This window comes from Verrucomicrobiota bacterium JB022 (genome assembly GCA_030673845.1).
Taxonomy (GTDB): Bacteria; Verrucomicrobiota; Verrucomicrobiia; order Opitutales; family Oceanipulchritudinaceae; genus WOUP01.
Genome location: JAUTCQ010000009.1, coordinates 241,163 through 257,814, shown reverse-complemented (window position 1 = coordinate 257,814; position 16,652 = coordinate 241,163). Strand labels below are relative to the sequence as shown.

At 62.1% G+C, this 16,652-nt stretch carries 19 protein-coding genes; 7 read left to right on the top strand and 12 right to left on the bottom strand.

The genetic code is table 11. From position 1 onward, the window contains the following. Positions 1-9 precede the first annotated feature (9 nt). The 7 genes from Q7P63_06530 to bla form a co-directional block, all read right to left on the bottom strand. Entirely contained in the window at positions 10-459 is a 450-nt protein-coding gene (locus Q7P63_06530) for an RNA-binding protein (protein MDP0499742.1), read from the bottom strand. Positions 460-660: 201 nt separating this feature from the next. Continuing rightward, positions 661-2,097 (bottom strand): signal recognition particle protein, encoded by a 1,437-nt coding sequence (gene ffh, locus Q7P63_06525; GenBank protein ID MDP0499741.1) that lies wholly within the window; start codon positions 2,095-2,097, stop codon positions 661-663. Positions 2,098-2,154: 57 nt separating this feature from the next. Then, positions 2,155-4,797 (bottom strand): ATP-binding protein, encoded by a 2,643-nt coding sequence (locus Q7P63_06520; protein ID MDP0499740.1) that lies wholly within the window; start codon positions 4,795-4,797, stop codon positions 2,155-2,157. Positions 4,798-4,973: 176 nt separating this feature from the next. Beyond that, positions 4,974-5,603 carry a superoxide dismutase gene (locus tag Q7P63_06515; GenBank protein ID MDP0499739.1) on the bottom strand — a complete coding sequence of 210 codons (630 nt, stop codon included), beginning with the start codon at positions 5,601-5,603 and terminating at the stop codon, positions 4,974-4,976. Between the two features lie 108 nt (positions 5,604-5,711). Beyond that, on the bottom strand, positions 5,712-6,164 hold the full coding sequence (locus tag Q7P63_06510; protein MDP0499738.1) for a low molecular weight phosphatase family protein: 453 nt from the start codon (positions 6,162-6,164) through the stop codon (positions 5,712-5,714). 30 nt (positions 6,165-6,194) lie between these two features. Beyond that, the gene (locus Q7P63_06505) at positions 6,195-6,764 is read right to left on the bottom strand and encodes a nucleoside deaminase (protein ID MDP0499737.1); all 570 of its coding nucleotides are present in this window, start codon (positions 6,762-6,764) and stop codon (positions 6,195-6,197) included. Positions 6,765-6,792: 28 nt separating this feature from the next. Further along, positions 6,793-7,689, bottom strand: coding sequence for a class A beta-lactamase (gene bla, locus Q7P63_06500; protein MDP0499736.1), 897 nt, complete (start codon positions 7,687-7,689; stop codon positions 6,793-6,795). Between the two features lie 148 nt (positions 7,690-7,837). On the opposite strand from bla, the gene Q7P63_06495 reads away from it, so the two are divergent. From Q7P63_06495 to rsfS, 4 genes are all read left to right on the top strand, one after another. Further along, positions 7,838-8,827, top strand: coding sequence for an LLM class flavin-dependent oxidoreductase (locus Q7P63_06495; GenBank protein MDP0499735.1), 990 nt, complete (start codon positions 7,838-7,840; stop codon positions 8,825-8,827). A gap of 106 nt (positions 8,828-8,933) precedes the next feature. Continuing rightward, the gene (infA, locus tag Q7P63_06490; protein ID MDP0499734.1) at positions 8,934-9,206 is read left to right on the top strand and encodes a translation initiation factor IF-1; all 273 of its coding nucleotides are present in this window, start codon (positions 8,934-8,936) and stop codon (positions 9,204-9,206) included. A 17-nt stretch (positions 9,207-9,223) separates the two neighbouring features. Further along, entirely contained in the window at positions 9,224-9,841 is a 618-nt protein-coding gene (gene nadD, locus Q7P63_06485) for a nicotinate-nucleotide adenylyltransferase (GenBank protein MDP0499733.1), read from the top strand. Further along, positions 9,828-10,217 (top strand): ribosome silencing factor, encoded by a 390-nt coding sequence (gene rsfS, locus Q7P63_06480; GenBank protein ID MDP0499732.1) that lies wholly within the window; start codon positions 9,828-9,830, stop codon positions 10,215-10,217. The genes nadD and rsfS overlap by 14 nt, the downstream gene beginning before the upstream one ends. A 137-nt stretch (positions 10,218-10,354) precedes the next feature. Here rsfS and Q7P63_06475 read toward each other — a convergent pair whose 3' ends face one another. The 3 genes from Q7P63_06475 to Q7P63_06465 form a co-directional block, all read right to left on the bottom strand. Beyond that, positions 10,355-10,573 carry a hypothetical protein gene (locus Q7P63_06475; GenBank protein MDP0499731.1) on the bottom strand — a complete coding sequence of 73 codons (219 nt, stop codon included), beginning with the start codon at positions 10,571-10,573 and terminating at the stop codon, positions 10,355-10,357. A gap of 255 nt (positions 10,574-10,828) precedes the next feature. Continuing rightward, positions 10,829-11,815, bottom strand: a complete 987-nt coding sequence (locus Q7P63_06470) for a malate dehydrogenase (protein ID MDP0499730.1) — start codon at positions 11,813-11,815, stop codon at positions 10,829-10,831. A gap of 205 nt (positions 11,816-12,020) precedes the next feature. Then, a complete protein-coding gene (locus Q7P63_06465) occupies positions 12,021-13,091 on the bottom strand; it encodes a 3-deoxy-7-phosphoheptulonate synthase (protein ID MDP0499729.1) in 1,071 nt (356 codons plus the stop codon). Positions 13,092-13,207: 116 nt separating this feature from the next. Between Q7P63_06465 and Q7P63_06460 the strand changes: the two genes are divergently transcribed. From Q7P63_06460 to Q7P63_06450, 3 genes are all read left to right on the top strand, one after another. After that, positions 13,208-14,110 (top strand): hypothetical protein, encoded by a 903-nt coding sequence (locus Q7P63_06460; protein MDP0499728.1) that lies wholly within the window; start codon positions 13,208-13,210, stop codon positions 14,108-14,110. Further along, on the top strand, positions 14,107-14,349 hold the full coding sequence (locus tag Q7P63_06455; GenBank protein ID MDP0499727.1) for a hypothetical protein: 243 nt from the start codon (positions 14,107-14,109) through the stop codon (positions 14,347-14,349). Before Q7P63_06460 ends, Q7P63_06455 begins: the two co-directional genes overlap by 4 nt. 112 nt (positions 14,350-14,461) lie before the next feature. Continuing rightward, on the top strand, positions 14,462-14,737 hold the full coding sequence (locus Q7P63_06450) for an HU family DNA-binding protein (protein ID MDP0499726.1): 276 nt from the start codon (positions 14,462-14,464) through the stop codon (positions 14,735-14,737). 450 nt (positions 14,738-15,187) lie between these two features. Here Q7P63_06450 and Q7P63_06445 read toward each other — a convergent pair whose 3' ends face one another. Next, on the bottom strand, positions 15,188-15,574 hold the full coding sequence (locus tag Q7P63_06445) for a DUF3568 family protein (protein ID MDP0499725.1): 387 nt from the start codon (positions 15,572-15,574) through the stop codon (positions 15,188-15,190). An 82-nt stretch (positions 15,575-15,656) separates the two neighbouring features. Next, positions 15,657-16,616: a LysR family transcriptional regulator gene (locus Q7P63_06440; GenBank protein MDP0499724.1), complete on the bottom strand. Its 960-nt coding sequence runs from the start codon at positions 16,614-16,616 to the stop codon at positions 15,657-15,659. Positions 16,617-16,652 lie beyond the last annotated feature (36 nt).

Genomic DNA, 16,652 nt, shown 5'->3' with positions numbered 1-16,652 from the left:
GGGGTAGGACTAGTAGCGATCGCCACCGCGGCCACCGCCGCCGTAGCCACCACGGCCACCACGGTCGCCACCGCGGCCACCGCCGCCGTAACCACCGCGGCCACCGCCGCCGCCACCGAAGCCGCCGCGACCACCGCCGCCGCCGCCGAAGCCACGACCGCCGCCGCCACCACCGAAGCTACGGCCACCGCCGCCGCCGCCACGCTCTTCCTTCGGGCGGGCTTCGTTCACGGCCAGGGCGCGGCCGTCGAGTTCGCGACCGTTCATTTGCTCGATCGCGTTAGCGGCTTCATCAGCGGAAGCCATGGTTACAAACGCAAAGCCGCGCGGGCGGCCGGTTTCGCGGTCCATCACCACAAAAACATCCGTAACTTCGCCGAACTGCTCGAAAGTTTCGCGCAGGGTTTGTTCGTCCGTGTCAAAAGACAGGTTGCCAACGTACAGTTTAGTATTGCTCATCTGAAGTAATTCTTTCGCTGATCCGATCACTCAAAACGGGTCTCCGGGAATCGGATAAAAATCATCTTCAGAGCAACTCTCGACCGACAATTCACCAAGTTCCGACGTGCCTACGGTTCAAACGATGGGGCGTAAATAAAGAGACTTTGCCCGCCTCTGGCGAGCATATTCTTATAGAAGTTGAGCCCTAATGGTCAAAAATTAGAACTTCATGCCGCCGAAGGGGCCTTTGCCACCTCCGCCGGGCAGTCCGCCGCCCGGAAAACCGCCTCCGGGGAAGCCTCCACCGGGCAAGCCACCCTTGCCGCCCGGCATCTTGCCCTGCAGCTTTTCCATTTTCTTCATCATCTGCTCCATCTTGGGGCCCTGCATCATCTTCATCATCTTTTTCATCTGCTGGAACTGCTTGATGAGAGCGTTCAGGTCGCGGACCTCCATGCCGGCCCCTTTGGCGATGCGCGCGCGGCGGCTGCCGTTGAGGATGCTGGGGTTGCGGCGCTCCTGCAGGGTCATGGAGAGGATGAGGGCCTCCGTGTGCTTGAGCTTCTTTTCTTCCTTCTCACCGATTTCGACGCCGCTCATGCCCGGGAGCATCTTTACGATGCTGCCCAGCGGGCCCATGCGCTGCATCGCCTTCATCTGGCTGAGGAAGTCTTCGAAATTGAAGTCGGCGCGCTGGAGCTTTTCGGCCATGCGCATGGCCTCCTTCTCGTCCACGGCCTCCTGGGCGCGTTCGACGAGCGAGACGACGTCGCCCATGCCCAGGATACGCTGGGCGAGGCGGTCGGGGTGAAACACCTCCAGGTCGGTCACCTTTTCACCTGTGCCGAGGAACTTGATCGGCACATTGGTGATCGCCTTCATGCTCAGCGCGGCGCCACCGCGGGTGTCACCGTCCAGCTTGGTCAGCACGATGCCATTGAGCGGCACGGCCTCGTGGAAAGTCTTGGCGACGTTGACGGCTTCCTGGCCGAGGGCAGCGTCGGCGACGAGCAGGGACTCGTCGGGCTGCACGCGCTCGCGCAGCTGCTTTACCTCATCGATCAGCGCCGTGTCGATCTGCAGGCGGCCTGCCGTGTCAAAGAGGATGGCGTCGGCCCCCTGCTCCTTGGCCCAATCCCAGCCGCGCTTGCCGATGGCGGGCACGTCCTTGGTATCACGCTCGCAGTAAAAGAGGAAATCGTTGTCCTTCGCGATCGTCTGGAGCTGGTCGATCGCAGCCGGGCGATAGACGTCGCAAGCGATCAGGGCCGGCTTGTAACCCTTCTTGCGCAGGTGCAGCGCTAGTTTGCCGGTAAAGGTGGTCTTGCCCGAGCCCTGCAGGCCCAGCATCATCACACGCAGCGGCTTCTTGCTGCTCAGCTCGGTCGCGCCTTCGCCGAGCAGCTGGATCAGCTCGTCGTGGATGACCTTCACGATCATCTGGCCCGGGTTGACGGATTTGGTCACCTCCTGGCCTACGCTTGCCTCGCTGACGCGTGTGATGAAGTCGCGCGCCACGCGGAAGTGCACGTCGGCAGCCAGCAGGGCCTTGCGGACCTCCTGCAGGCTCTCGGCCATATTTTCTTCGGTCAGCTTCCCTTTACCCTGCAGGTTGCGCAGGGCGGTGCCCAGCCGATCGGTCAAAGTCTCCAGCATGCCGCCCATTAAGCACGGGTCGGCGGCGGGAGAAAATCAAAAAACCGGCGTTACCGTTTATTTCCCTTCCACGGCGGCGGCAGTTTCTTCGAACGAGGGCAGGGGATGGTCCTTCCAGGCCTTCTCGATCTGCGAACGCAGTGCGGCCAGATCCGTCGGGTGATGCGTAAAGACGGTCAAGTGCCACGCATCGGGCCAATCCGGGCTCTCCTCATCTTCCCCTGCCACGGTAGCGGAAGGCCACAGGAGCAAGTGCCACGGCTGCTCTGCCGCCAAGGCTTCCTTTGCCTGCTCCAACTGGGCCTGATGCGCGATCACGAGCGTCGAGGCCGGAGGCATCGTGGCCTGCCACGGTTCGAGCTCCCAGCCCAGCGACTGCAATTGTTGCTGCCACGGTGCGGCTTCGCTCCATTCGCCCAGCCATGCCATCCGGAGAGGCAGCAGGCCTGCGAGGTGGTATTGAAAATCGGTCGACTGCAGCGCCTCACACAGCAGCTTGGCCTGCGCCTGCAAATCATCCACCAGGTTCTGGAGTGCCCGGAAGTCGCTGTCTTTGGCGCGGTTTTCGAGCGCCTTGGCCGTTGCCGTCATCGTCTCGGCATAGAGGTAGCCGGTGGCGCCGGCCAGCTTGTGGGCCTCGTGGTTCAAGGCGGCGCGATCCTTTTCGTGCATGATAGCCTGTAAGTCCGCGACGTTGTGCCGGATCGCGACGATAAACCCGAAGATCCAGCGGCGAATGCGGGCGGACGGCATCGGCCAATCGCTCTCGCTCCAGGCGGTGTTCATTTGGCTGACGAGGAGCTCTCGTGCGTCTGCATCGGCTTGCTCGGCCGAGTCGTCGGGCGATGACGAGGTCTCCAGCCCATCCTGAGAAAGCTGCAGCGGGGTCGCATCGAGCCATTTCGAAAGGCACTCGACGAGCGCGGCTCGGCGGATCGGCTTGGTCAGGAAAGCCTGCATGCCGGCAGAGACGGCGCGCTGCATCTCCTCGTTTTGGGCGCTGGCAGTAAGGGCGATGATGGGGCCGGTGTAGCCGCGCAGGCGTAGCTCCTTGGTGGCGGAGAGGCCGTCCATGATCGGCATGTGCAAATCCATCAGGACGACGTCGTAAGGGTCTCCTTCGCCGTCGCGCAGCAGCTTTTCGATCGCTTCCTCGCCGTTGCAGGCCAGCTCGGCCGTCACCTGCAGCGACTGGAGCATCATCTCGATCACCTCAAAATTGGGCGCATAGTCTTCCACCACGAGGATGCGGGCACGAGGAAAGGCGCAGAGGGCCAGCTCCGGGGCGGCATCACCCTCGATATGGGAAGCGTCGGCCTCCGGCAGGGGCAGCTCGACGAGGAACTTGCTGCCCAGGCCCACCACGCTCTCCACCCGGATGTCGCCGCCCATCAAGTCGACCAGACGCTTGCTGATGGCAAGGCCGAGGCCGCTGCCGCCATACCGGCGCTGGGTGGAGGCATCGGCCTGCGTAAATTTGCTGAAGATCTTTGCCTGCGCTTCGGGCGTGATGCCGATGCCCGTATCGCGCACGGCCAGGCAGAGCGTGCGGTCGTCGCTCGCGCTCAGCTGCACGTCGATCATGCCGCGCTCGGTAAATTTGATCGCGTTGTGGATCAGATTGAGCACCACCTGCCGGATACGGAACGAATCGCCGCAGTAGGCTGGCGCCACATTGGGGGCGATGGTGAGGTCGATCTTGAGGCCCTTCTTGTCGCCGAGGGGGCGGCTGGAGATCACGATCTGCTCCAGCAGCTCACGCAGGGAAAAGGGCCGCAGCTCCAGCTCGATCTGGTTGGCCTCGATGCGCGAAAAGTCGAGGATGTCGTTGATCAGCCGCAGCAGGTTTTCGCTGGAGTTGAGGATCGTGCGCACCATGCGGCGCTGGTGGTCGGGCAGGCCGCTGTCGAGCAGCAGCTCCGCCGTGCCCAGCATGCTGTTCATGGGCGTGCGGATCTCGTGGCTCATGTTGGCCAGGAATTCGCTCTTGGCCAGATTGGCAGACTCGGCGGCCTGCTTGGCGGAGACGATCTCGGCCTGAGCGTTGCGGCGGAACTCCAATTCGTCGCGCAACTGCTGGTTGAGTGCGGTGAGCGAGTCCTGCATCGCGGCAGCCTCCAGCGTGCGCTGACGGAAAAGCCGCGCCCAGTAGCTGCTGATCGCAGCCGTGATCAGCATCGTGCCAAAGTGAAACACCAGCTCCAGCGCGGTGACGGGGGTCGTTTCCGCAAAATAGATCGGGTAGCCCTGGTTTTGCAGGAGGGCGGCGGCCAGAAAATACGTGAAGATAAACGCCACGCCGCCCCAGAACGCCTTGCAGTCCTGGTAAACGAGCTGCAGGGCGATGGACGCGAAGAAAAAGTAATGCATCTCCGGCATCCCCTGCAGCTGGTAGATATGGAGCGCCACAAAAGTCTGAAAGCTGACCCCCGCCAGCTGCCGGGTGATCCAGTGCCCCGGCAAGAGCACCGTAGAGCCCATGAAGAGCGCGGTGGCAAACGTCGCCACCGGCAACGTTACCGCCCACGAGCCGTGGAAGGTGGCCAACCACAACGAGAGGAAAAAGTGAAACGCGATGAAGCGCCGCAGGAGGCAGTCGCCCTGCAGGTATACCTTCCGCATGGTCGTTTCGACCTTGTGCGGCTCGAGGTCGGTCGCCTTGGTCGGCAAGGCGCAAAATTCTTCACAAGCTCGGGACATGGCAATGGGCGGGGGCATACCTCCGCACCTTTAAGATCGACCGTGCGCGCCGGGACTCAACCCAGCTCTTTGGCGGCGCCCCGAAAAGCCGTTGAACGGTCGGAAGCTGGGGGCGAACAACAAAAAAGCCGCCTCGGTGGAGAGGCGGCGTAAAGTCGGTCGGGTTGCGACGCAGACTACTTGGCGGCTTGGTAGCGCTTTTCGACTTCGTCCCAGTTCACCACATTCCAGAACGCGGCGATGTAGTCGGGGCGCTTGTTCTGGTAGTTGAGGTAGTAGGCGTGTTCCCACACGTCGAGGCCGAGGATCGGGGTACCGGAGCAGCCGACGAGGGCTTCGCCCATCAGCGGGTTGTCCTGATTGGCGGTATCGCACACGGCGACGCTGCCGTCGGGCTTCACCACGAGCCAAGCCCAGCCGGAGCCGAAGCGGTTGGCGCCAGCGGCGGCGAACTTTTCCTTGAAGGCGTCGAAGCTGCCGAAAGCGGCGTCGATCTTCTTGGCGACTTCACCCTTGGGAGCGCCACCGGCCTTCGGGCCGATCACCTTCCAGAAGAGGCTATGGTTGGCGTGGCCGCCACCGTTGTTGCGGACCGCCGTCTGGATGCTGTCCGGCAGGCTCTTGATACCTTTGATCAGCTCCTCGATCGACTTGTCGGCCGACACGTTGGCACCTTCGAGCGCGCCATTGAGCTTGGTCACGTAAGTATTGTGGTGCTTGGTGTGGTGGATCTCCATGGTGCGCGCATCGATATGCGGCTCCAGGGCGTCGTATGCGTAGTCGAGCTTCGGAAGTGTATATGCCATAAGAGCTTGAGATTGAGGTTTTGTAACTGCGAAAAACCGCAATAAGGCGCAGTTTCCCCGGCGCGTCAAATCTCTAAGGCATTTTGCACCCTTCTCCGGGCGTTAAAATCAGCTCTTGGCGGCGCCCAGTTCTTCCACCAGCGCCTGCACCTTCTGGTCGATGGCGGCGGTGGCCACCTCGGCGGTCTCGCGGTCAAGGTCGCGCACATCCCAATACTCGATTTCGGTCTCCTCCAGCCAGGGGCGCAAGGCCACCAGCGGCGGGTGCTCGTCGTCGTCCAGCGCGATGATGCGGGCGGCCTTTTCGAGGTCTTGCGGCGTGATCTCGCGCGGCAGGCGCTCGCGGCCCTGGATTGGCAGGCCGCGCTCTTGCAGGTAGGCGACCGTGCGGGTCGACATCTTGTGCAGGTTGACGGCCTTCAGGCCCTCGAAGTCATGGCTGAGGCCCGCGCTGTCGGCCCGCCAATCGAGGTTCTTCTCCACCGCATAGTGGTTGAAAAGTTCCTCCGCCAGGCGGCTGCGGTAGTAATTGCCGGTGCAAAGAAAGAGCAGCGTTTGCATAAGATGCAGTAGCCCAAAGTCGGCCCAAGGTCAACGCGCCAGGTCTTCCGGCTGCTCCGGCTCCTCGCCCGCTGCCATCTGCTTCATGCGCTTCAGCTTGAAGTAGGCCTGAAACAGCTCCAGGCATTCGGGCTCCATCACGCCGGCGGTCAGCTCGAAGTGGTGGTTCAGCGAGCCGATCTCGTTCAGATTGGTTGCGCCGCCCAGGCAACCCATCTTGGGGTCGCGGATGGCATAGACGACGCGCCCCAGCCGGCTCATCAGCGTCGCGCCGCTGCACATGGGGCAGGGCTCCTTTGTCACATAGAGCGTGCAATCGTTGAGCCGCCAGTCGCCGATCATGTTGGCGGCCTGGGTGATGGCGAGGATCTCGGCGTGGGCGGTCGGGTCTTTGAGCCCGTCGACGCGATTGTGCGCCCGCGCGATCACCTCGCCGCCGTATTCGATCACCGCGCCCACCGGCACCTCGTCGGCCCGCCACGCCTTGATGCACTCGTTGTAGGCGAGCGTCATGAAGTAGCGGTCGTCGCGCAGCAGCTCGCTGGGGAACTTCTTTTCGAAAGGGCAGGGCAACTCGGCCATCCGCAGCAGCCTGCCCATGCGCTGCCGCTTGGCGAGCGCAAATGCGCTATCGGCCCAGCGCCTGGACGATGACGCGGGTCACGTCGGCGATCACGGCATTGCGCTCGGCAAAGGGCACTTCGGTCTCCGTCAGGTAGACGGCCAGCACGATGGGCGCGCCCTTCGGCGGCCAGATGATGCCCACGTCGTTGCGGGTGCCGAAACCGCCTGCGCCTGTCTTGTCGCCCACCTTCCAGCCGGTCGGCACGCCGGCGCGGATGGTGTCGTTGCCCGTCTGGTTGGCGAGCAGCCACTCGACCAGTTGCGCGCGCGACTTTTCCGAAAGCACGTCGCCCAAGGCCAGCTTTTGCACATCGGCCACCACGGCGGTCGGGGTGGTCGTGTCGCGAGGGTCGCCGGGTTTACATTCCCCGAGATCCGTTTCCCAGCGGTCGAGGCGGGTCTGTTCGTCGCCCAGGGTCCGCACGAACGCCGTCAATCCCTCCGGCCCGTCCAGGGTCTTGAGGATCAGGTTGGCTGCCGTGTTGTCGCTTTGCGTCATGGTAGCTTCGCAGAGCTTCAGCAGCCGCATGCCGTTGCCACCCGCCCGCTTTTCCGTGACGGGAGACCACGAGACGAGTTCGCTGGGCTCGAAGCGGATCCGGCGGTCCAGCTTTTCCTTCCCGGCATCCACTTTTTGCAGCACCGCCGCACAGGCCAGCGTCTTGAAGGTGCTGCAGAGCGGGAAACGCTCATCGGCCCGGTAGCCCCAGGCCTCGCCTGTGCCGGTGTCGAGCACCGCAACGCCGAGGCGACCCTCGACGCTGCGCTCGATCACCTGCAGGCGTTCGATGGCAGCTGGTGGAGGCTCGGCCGCAAACAGGCGTGGAGCCATGGCCAGCGCGATCGCGCCGACCAGGAAAAGTGGATGGAGAGAACGACGAAACGTGGTGAGAGGGGACATCGCCCGTCAGCCAATCGCTTGTTTGATCGCCTGTCTAGCATGGACGGAGGGCAATGGTGTGTTGCCGGCAAAGCGCCTGGCGGGCCGCATTTTGAAGCTTTGATTTTACAAGCCAGAACAGTCGGTCTACTTTGCCGTTTTTTCCGATATGCCCAAACTTTCCATCCTCGATCTGGTCCGCGTAACGCAATCCACCGACGCGCGCGGCGCCATCGACAACGCTCGCGACCTGGCCCACCACGCCGAAGCCTGGGGCTACGAACGCATCTGGGTCGCCGAGCACCACAACTTCCCCGGCATCGCCAGTGCCGCCACCTCCATTGTGCTCTCGCACATCGCAGCAGGCACCGAGACTATCCGGGTCGGCGCCGGAGGTATCATGCTGCCCAACCACGCCCCGCTGATCATCGCCGAACAGTTCGGCACCCTTGCGCAACTCTACCCCGGTCGGGTCGATCTCGGGCTGGGCCGCGCTCCGGGCACCGATCAATTGACGCTCCGAGCCCTGCGCCGCTCCCAAGGCTCGGTCGACAGCTTCCCGCAAGACATTGCCGAGCTCCAAGGCTACTTCATGCGCGGCGCCGCCCACCAGCGTGTGCAGGCGGTGCCTGCCGCCGGGACGGAGGTGCCGATCTGGATCCTCGGCTCCAGCACCTACGGCGCCGCGCTCGCGGCCGAGATGGGCTTGCCCTACGCCTTCGCATCACATTTCGCGCCCCAACAGCTGCTGCCCGCGCTCGAGATCTACCGCTCCACCTTCAAGCCCTCGCGCCAGTTGCGGCAGCCGTATGCGATGGTCGGGGTCAACATCGTCGCGGCCGAGACCGATGCGGAGGCCCGCCGCCTCGCCACCACGCAACAAATGTCGTTCGTCAACCTCATCCGTGGGGCGCACGGGCTCAGCCAACCGCCCATCGACGACATCGAGCGCTATTGGTCGCCCCTGGAAAAGGCGCACGCCCAGCAAATGCTCGCCCGCTCGATCATCGGCTCGACCGAGACGGTCCAGGCCGGGCTCGACGCGCTCGTGGCCGAGACGCAGGCCGACGAGCTGATCGTCGTCTCCGACATCTACGACCACGCGCAGCGCCTCGAATCGTTCGAGCGCATCGCGTCGCTGGCGCGGGCCGAGGCGTAAATTTTACATATCATCGATTTGCTGGACCCACCTGCAATAGGCTTGCCTTGGTCGGACGGCTATGCTACGGGTTATCTTTTTACGCAATACTGCCTAAACCCAATATATGACCGATCCTAATGTCGTCGAAGTCGAAGGCCGCGTAGTGGCCGTCCTGCCGGGAACCATGTTCCGGGTTGAATTGTCGAATGGCCACCAAGTGCTGGCCAACATCTCCGGAAAATTACGCAAGCACTTCATCAAGATCACCGTAGGTGATACGGTGAAGATGGAAATGACCCCTCAGGACATCGACAAGGCGCGCATCGTTTACCGCCTGCGTAACGCGAGCCGCCCGCGCAGCAACCCGCAGCGCTCCTTCGGGCCCAAGCGCCGCTAGGGATCATTCTACGGGCGATGTCCACACATCCCCGCAAGATCGGCCTGTTGGGCGGGAGTTTTGACCCCGTCCATCTCGGGCATATGTTCATCGGTCTCGACGCCTTGGAGGCGCTCGGGCTCGATGAAATCTGGTACATCCCTGCCGCGCGCAGCCCGCACAAGGCCGCAAATCCGCTGGCCAGCGATGTCGACCGCGTTGCAATGTTACGTTGCGCGCTCGCGCCGGAGCCTCGCTTCCGCCTCTGGGCTGGCGAGCTCGAACTGCCGCCTCCGAGCTACACCTGGCGCACGCTGGAGAAGCTGATAACCGAACATCCGGACGCCCGTTTTTTCTGGATCATCGGGGCCGATCAGTTTCAGGCCTTGCCACGCTGGAGCCGGATCGAGCACGTGGCCGCGCTGGTGGAATTTGCCGTGCTGGCCCGTCCCGGTTACGACCTGACGCCCCCTGCCATTCCCGGCCTGCGCCACCATCGCATCGAGCAGGCACACCCGATCGGTGTGTCTTCCACCGAAATCCGCGAACGGGCGGCCGCCGGTAAATCCATTGACTTCATGCTCCCCCCTGGCGTAGGACTCTACCTGCGAGAACACGCCCTATACGTAGATATTGATCGACATGACCGAACCTAAGGTGGCGAACCCTTCCATTCGCGAACAAGTTATGGCCTGCTGCCGGGCCCTGGACGACAAGAAGGCGGAGAATATCCGCGTGCTGCACATGGGTGCCCTTTCGAGTATCGCCGATTATTTCATCATCGCGACCGGGGCGGCCGAGCCGCACCTGCGCGCCTTGGCGATCGAGGTCGAGAAGACGCTCGACGACATGAAGATCGAGATCCTCGGCGTCGACCGCAGCACCAAGAGCGGCTGGGTGGTCGTGGATGCTTTCGACTTCATCGTGCACCTCTTCACCGAAGATACCCGCAAGTATTACCAGCTGGAGACGCTCTGGCGCGATGCCAAGGTCGTGGAGCCGGAGTTGAATCCGCCCGCCCCGCGCTCCTGAGCCTGCCTGCGGGTCCATCCTTTCCCACTCTCCTGCGCCCGCCGCATGGAGAGTTTTTTTATCTCTGCAGGGCGGGGGTACGCAAAAAGGCCGGAGCGCGTGGCCCCGGCCTTCGAAAGTCAATGGACTAGGCTTTCTTAGTTGGTGGCGTCACGGACGGCGTCGCCAGTATCTTCGGCGGCATCTTCCATGTTGTCACCCGCGTCTTCGGCGGCGTCCTGGATGTCGTTGCCCGCGTCTTCGAGGGCGTCACCCGTTTCTTCAATCGGGTCGTCGTGGTCTTCGCAGCCCACCATCAAACCGAAGGGAGCAGCCAGAAGCAGGAAGATCGAGAACTTTGCGAGGTATTGTTTCATAGCAATGATGTTTGAGTTTCGACCTTCTCTTCGCACACGCTGTTCCTATTGCGCAAAACCCCGTAAAATTGCGGTTTTTCTAAGGTCCTAGCGGTTTGCATAGTGCATTGTGCAGTAAAGCTTCGGCTTGCTTCGGGAAGAATGCAATCGCGTTCTATCTCCTTGGGCATGTGCACATTAAGTGGGTTAATAGGCGCAAAAAAGCCCCCGGCGGGAGGCCGGAGGCGTAAAGAGTGGGCGGGTAGGGGGCCGGGCCTAGATGATGCCGAGGCTCTTGACCGTATCGCGCTCTCCCTTGAGCTCGTCGATGCTCTTCTGGATCTGGGCGCGGCTGTATTCGTTGAGGTCGAGGCCTTCCACGATTTCCCAGTTTTCGCCATTGCTGCGGATCGGGAACGAGGTGATGAGGCCCTTCTCCATGCCGTACTCGCCATTGGAGTGCACGCACACGCTGTGGAAGTCGCCTTCCGGGGTGGGGAAGTAGAGGCTGCGCACCGTGTCGATCAGGGCGTTGGCGGCCGAAGCGGCGGAGGAGGCGCCGCGGGCTTCGATGATGGCTGCGCCGCGCTTGCCGACCGTGGGCACGAAGGTGTCCTTGAGCCAGGCTTCATCGGTGATGACTTCGTTGGCCGCAGTGCCGCCGATCTTGGCGTTGTAGAAGTCGGGGAACATCGTCGGCGAGTGGTTGCCCCACACGCAGAGGTTGCTGACTTCCGTCACGTCCACGCCGGCCTTCTTGGCTAGCTGGCTCTTGGCGCGGTTTTCGTCCAGGCGAGTCATCGCAAACCAGCGATCCTTGGGGATGCTGGGGGCGCTGTTCATCGCAATCAGGCAATTGGTGTTGCAGGGGTTGCCGACGACAACGGTGCGGACGTCGCTGGCGGCGTTCTTCTCGATCGCCTTACCCTGGCCGGTGAAGATGCTGCCGTTCTTGGCCAACAAGTCGGCCCGCTCCATGCCCGCCTTGCGCGGCATCGAACCCACGAGCAAGGCCCAGTTGACGTCCTTGAAACCGGCGTTGAGGTCGGAGGCTGTGCGCACTTCCTTCAGCAGGGGGAACGCGCAGTCGTCCAGCTCCATGACGACGCCTTCCAGCGCCTTCATGGCAGGCTCGATCTCAATCAGGTTGAGGGCGACAGGTTGGTCGGGGCCGAAGAGGGCACCGGATGCAATGCGGAAGAGCAGCGCGTAACCAATTTGGCCGGCGGCTCCCGTCACGGCGACGCGGATGGGTGCTTTCATATTAAAGAGGCTGATTTTCTGTTTTGAATTGCTCAAGCAGCGCTAATGCACTGAGCGGCACATGGCAAGCCTGTAGGGCAGGAAAGACGCTCGCGAGCTTTTCCGTAATGCCAGCCGCAATTCATGGTCTCATCGTGGGGCAGGGCCACAAAAAAAGCGCCGCGATCCGAGGATGCGGCGCTGATGGAAAGGGAAGTCCACCGGCCTAGACGCCCACCGCAAAGCGCGGGGCGAGGGCTTCGTAGGCCTCTTCGATCATGCGCTCGGTCGTCTGCCAGTCGATGCAGGCATCGGTGATGGAGCGACCGTAGATGAGTTGGTCGAGCGGTTGGGGGAAAGGCTGGTTGCCGTCGAGCAGGTTGCTCTCGATCATGGCGCCGATCACCGCGCTGTCGCCCTGTAACGACTGTTCGAGCACGTTGCGCAGCACTTCCGGCTGGCGGCGGTGGTCCTTGTTGCTGTTGCCATGGCTGCAGTCGACCATCACGGCGGGGGTGAGGCCGGCCTTGCGCAGGTGCTCGGCGGCATCGGCCACATAAGAGGCCTCGTAATTCGGCCCGTGGTCGCCACCGCGCAGGATGAGGTGGCAATGGGGGTTGCCGCGCGTGCTGACGGCGCTGGCGAGGCCCTGATGGCTGATGCCGAGGAAAGTCTGCGGCTGGCTGGCGGCCTTGATCGCGTTGATCGCCACCTTCACGTCGCCGCTGGTGCCGTTCTTGAAGCCGAGGGGCATCGAGAGGCCGCTCGCCATCTGGCGGTGCGTCTGGCTCTCCGTCGTGCGCGCGCCGATGGCGGCCCAGCAGACGAGGTCGGCAATGTACTGCGGCGTGATCGGGTCGAGGAACTCGGTGGACGTCGGCATGCCCAGGTTCAGCACATCGAGCAGGAATTGCCGAGCGACGCGCAGGCCATCGTGGATGTTGGCGGTGCCATCGAGGTCCGGATCCATGATCAGGCCCTTCCAACCCACCGTCGTGCGCGGCTTTTCAAAATACACGCGCATCACGAGCTTCATGCGGTCCTGCACCTTTTCGGCCAGCTTGGACAGCAGTTGGGCATACTCGAGGCCCGCCTTGGTGTCGTGGATCGAGCAGGGCCCGATGACCACAAGCAGGCGGCGGTCGTCACCAAAAATGATGCGGTGAATCTCCTCGCGCGCCTGAGCGATAAAACTGGCCTGCGGCTCGGGGCGAGCGATCTCGCGGCACAGCAGTTCGGGCGCGGGCAGCACGCTGTAATCGGTGACGTTGGTGTCGGACAGTTGCGGGGCTTGCACGGCAGGATCGGCTGAGGTGAAAAACCACCATTAGGCACTTCCACGCAGCCACGAGCAAGATTTAAAGCGGAAACGTGGCTTGTCCCGTGCCCAAGACAGGGTTACAAGCAACGCTCATGGCGGAAATTCCATACTTTTGGAGTCAACCGGCCGCGGTCATCCGCGTTACCGGCGAAGATGCGACCGATTTTCTACAAAGCCAATGCAGCCAGGACCTGCGAGGCGAAAGCGGCAGCATCCACTACGGCCTCTGGCTCGATCACCGCGGCCGCATCCAGGCCGACAGCTTTGTCCTGCGGCTGGAGAGCGAAGCCTTCCTGCTCGTCAGCTACTACAGCCCGGCCCACGCCCTCTTGGCCAAGCTGGAACACCACATTGTGGCCGACGATGTGGAGCTGGAAGACGCGACCGACCAGTGGCAACTCTTGAGCATCGTGCCCACGGCAGATGGCGCCATGTTGCCCGACGTGGTCATCCGTGCTCCCGCGCGCGACTGCTTTGCCTTCCAGAGCAGCCTCTACGTCTTTCAGGGCCGCCGCGCACGCACGCCGTGGCTGGAGGTGCTCTGCCCCCACGACCAGGCCCGCCCGATGGCGCAGGCGCTGGACGAGATGGACGACTACGAGATGCTCGCCCCCGAGGAAGTCGAGACCCTGCGCCTCGAAGCCGCCCTGCCGCGTGTGCCCCAGGAAGCCGGTCCAGAGGATACCCCCGGCGAAAGTGGCCTGATGGAGGCCGTATCGCTCGAAAAAGGCTGCTACCTCGGGCAGGAAGTCGTCAACCGCATGGCGCGGCTCGACCGAGCCTCGCGCCGCCTCGTGGCGGTCGACCTGCCGGGCGAAATCGCCGTGCCCGCCACCATTACCCAGGCCGAGGCCGAAGTGGGCGAGCTGCGCAGCTGCGTGGCCACGCTCGACGGCTACCAGGGCTTTGCCATGATCAAGACCAAGGCGCTGGCCGACAGCACGCCGCTACTGATCCAGGGCGACGAGATTCACCTTCACGGAGCCCACGGGTGAGCGAGCGCCCGCCCGAGGCCTACCAGCGCGAAGTGGCGCAGATCCTCCAGCGGCTGGGCGCAGAGCCCGCAGCAAGTGAGGTAATGGCCGCGCAATTACTCAAGCGCGCCAGCCAGCAGGCGACTGAGGAAGGCATCCCACCCGCGCAGGCCCTGCAAGAGCTGTTGGGCAAAGTAATCCGTGCCCGGCAGGGACTTCCCCCGGTTGATAACGATTTTTCTCCAAAATCCAGCAAATAAGCACCTTCCGGGGCGGTTACCCACGGGAAATGGGTTGACGACAGCCTAACCCCCTGCTTTTCCTTGGCCCGACTATCTATTTCCTAACCAACTAGCAAAGGATTCCAACAACATGAAAAAAGCTGAGTTAGTCGAAGCGGTGCGTCAGCAACTGGGTGAAGAAACCTCCAAGGCCTCCGCCGAGCGTGCCGTTGACGCTGTGATCGCTGGTATCAAGCAAGGTCTTCAAGAAGATCAAAACGTGACCCTCGTCGGTTTTGGTACTTTCTCCGTCGTTGAGCGTGCCGCTCGCACCGGGATGAACCCGCAGACGAAGGAAAAGATCGAAATCGCTGCTTCCAAGGCGGTGAAGTTCAAGCCGGGCTCCGGCTTGAAGGATGTCCTGTAGACCTTTTCCAATTTTTGGTATCTGGAAGATCCGGCTTCGAAAGAGGCCGGATCTTTTTTGTGGGCAAATGTGCCCGTTTGGTCAGCAGCAGCGCAAAATTGCCCAGTAGCCGCGCTTAAAAGTGATATGGCCCGGGTAAAGTTGGGCAACTTGACGAAATGAGGCCGATTTTTAGAGCCCGCTTGGCGTTGGCATACCGGGTGCTTAAACTCATTATACAGACCATTACCAACAGCATGGTTTGGCAAGATAAGTCAGTCAGTTAATGGGGTATAACGGATTAATCCCTAGTTGGGAAGAAAGTGGGACCGGGCGTTTGGGGTTTTCGCCCGGTCCCTTAATTTTAAAACCAAAACACCTCCTCCAGGCGATTTCCGCTCTCGTCCGGTAGGCACAAAAAAGCCCCAGCGAATACCCGGGGCGTCAAAGGCAGGCTGGGGCAGGGCGGGCCTAGAGCAGGTAGCGCTTGACCCGGTCGATAAAGGCGCGGCTCTTGCCCTCGTCGCCAAACAGACCCACGCGTACGCGCACCTGGGCTGCATTCTCCGACAAGGGCTCGATCGCGATGACCCATTTGTCATCGTTCTCATCGCGGTAGGTGATCACCAGAATGCTGCTCTCCTCCTCAATGCGGTCATTGATGAAGGCCAGCCGCTGCTCACGCGCCACACTCTGGATGGCGTTGCGCAGGCGCTCCTGGGGCACCGGGATGTTTTCGACGTATTCGCCCCGGATGTAGCCGACGGTGCCGGCTCCGGCACCAGCCGCGGCGCCTACGGCCACCACGGCACAGCCAGTCGCTCCCAGCGTGGCCAAACCCAGGATCAAAGCCAACATGCACTGCTTCCAGCGGATCATCATTCCCGGGACCATAGCAAAGACTTGATGGTAAGCAACCTAAACTCGCAAATAGTCGGCCCTAGGCCGCAGTTTCGCCGTCGCCGTCGTCACCAAAGTCGTTATCGTCGGCCGGATCGCTCTTGTCCATCTCGTAGGGCTTGCCGGTGAGGCAGGCGATAAACTTCTTCATCGCCGGCGTCAGCACGCGCCCCTTGCGGTGGATGATGGCGAGCGGACGGGTGGTATTCTTGTGGTTGCTGGCCAGCTTCACCGCCTTCAGCAGCCCCTGCGCCGTCTCCTGGCGCACGGTCGCTTGCGGGATGATGGCCACGCCAGCCTCGATTTCCACCGCGCGCTTCACCGTCTCGATGTTGTCGAACTCCATCACCGGCTCAGACTCGACCTTCGCATCCTTGAAGATCTGGTCGGTCGCCTTGCGGGTCGGGATGTCCTGGTCGAACGCGATGAACTTTTCGTCGGCGATCAACTTCGGGTCGACTTGCTCCAGCTGGGCAAAGGGATGGCTCGGGTGGCAGATCAGCACCAGGTTGTCTTCCAGGAAGGGCAGCACCTCCAGCTGGCGCATCTTGATCGGGTAGGCGACGAGGCCCATGTCGACCGAGTTGTGCAGGATGTCTTCGTAAACGAGGTTGGAGCGTCGATACTCCACGCGCACGTTGACGGAAGGGTATTCCTTCAGGAACTTGGTGATGAAAGGCGGCAGCTCATGCAGGCCGATGCTGTAGATCGTCGAAATGTGGATCGTGCCACTGATGACCTTGCGCATCTCCTGCAGCTCACTATTCAGTTTTTCGTAGCGGTGGAGGATATCCTTGGCGCTCTCGTACAGCTTTTGGCCCTCGCGGGTCAGGCGGAATTGCTTTTGGCTGCGGTCAACGATGAGGACCTTGAAATGCTTCTCCATCGAGCGGAGCTGCTGGCTGACGGCCGATTGTGTAATCCCGTTCAGTTTGGCAGCTCGCGAGAAACTCTGACTCTCGACTAAATCAGAAAAAATTTTGAAATTCTCGATGTGCATAAAAGAACCTGATAAAGGGGCAAAAAGGACATTTCA

Coding starts and splice junctions, on each gene's coding strand:
- nadD (MDP0499733.1), top strand. CDS start 9,224: ATGTCCACACATCCCCGCAAGATCGGCCTGTTGGGCGGGAGTTTTGAC.
- Q7P63_06495 (MDP0499735.1), top strand. CDS start 7,838: ATGCCCAAACTTTCCATCCTCGATCTGGTCCGCGTAACGCAATCCACC.
- ffh (MDP0499741.1), bottom strand. CDS start 2,097: ATGCTGGAGACTTTGACCGATCGGCTGGGCACCGCCCTGCGCAACCTG.
- Q7P63_06460 (MDP0499728.1), top strand. CDS start 13,208: ATGGCGGAAATTCCATACTTTTGGAGTCAACCGGCCGCGGTCATCCGC.
- Q7P63_06510 (MDP0499738.1), bottom strand. CDS start 6,164: ATGCAAACGCTGCTCTTTCTTTGCACCGGCAATTACTACCGCAGCCGC.
- Q7P63_06505 (MDP0499737.1), bottom strand. CDS start 6,764: ATGGGCAGGCTGCTGCGGATGGCCGAGTTGCCCTGCCCTTTCGAAAAG.
- Q7P63_06440 (MDP0499724.1), bottom strand. CDS start 16,616: ATGCACATCGAGAATTTCAAAATTTTTTCTGATTTAGTCGAGAGTCAG.
- Q7P63_06530 (MDP0499742.1), bottom strand. CDS start 459: ATGAGCAATACTAAACTGTACGTTGGCAACCTGTCTTTTGACACGGAC.
- infA (MDP0499734.1), top strand. CDS start 8,934: ATGACCGATCCTAATGTCGTCGAAGTCGAAGGCCGCGTAGTGGCCGTC.
- Q7P63_06445 (MDP0499725.1), bottom strand. CDS start 15,574: ATGTTGGCTTTGATCCTGGGTTTGGCCACGCTGGGAGCGACTGGCTGT.
- Q7P63_06515 (MDP0499739.1), bottom strand. CDS start 5,603: ATGGCATATACACTTCCGAAGCTCGACTACGCATACGACGCCCTGGAG.
- bla (MDP0499736.1), bottom strand. CDS start 7,689: ATGTCCCCTCTCACCACGTTTCGTCGTTCTCTCCATCCACTTTTCCTG.
- Q7P63_06520 (MDP0499740.1), bottom strand. CDS start 4,797: ATGTCCCGAGCTTGTGAAGAATTTTGCGCCTTGCCGACCAAGGCGACC.
- rsfS (MDP0499732.1), top strand. CDS start 9,828: ATGACCGAACCTAAGGTGGCGAACCCTTCCATTCGCGAACAAGTTATG.
- Q7P63_06475 (MDP0499731.1), bottom strand. CDS start 10,573: ATGAAACAATACCTCGCAAAGTTCTCGATCTTCCTGCTTCTGGCTGCT.
- Q7P63_06450 (MDP0499726.1), top strand. CDS start 14,462: ATGAAAAAAGCTGAGTTAGTCGAAGCGGTGCGTCAGCAACTGGGTGAA.
- Q7P63_06470 (MDP0499730.1), bottom strand. CDS start 11,815: ATGAAAGCACCCATCCGCGTCGCCGTGACGGGAGCCGCCGGCCAAATT.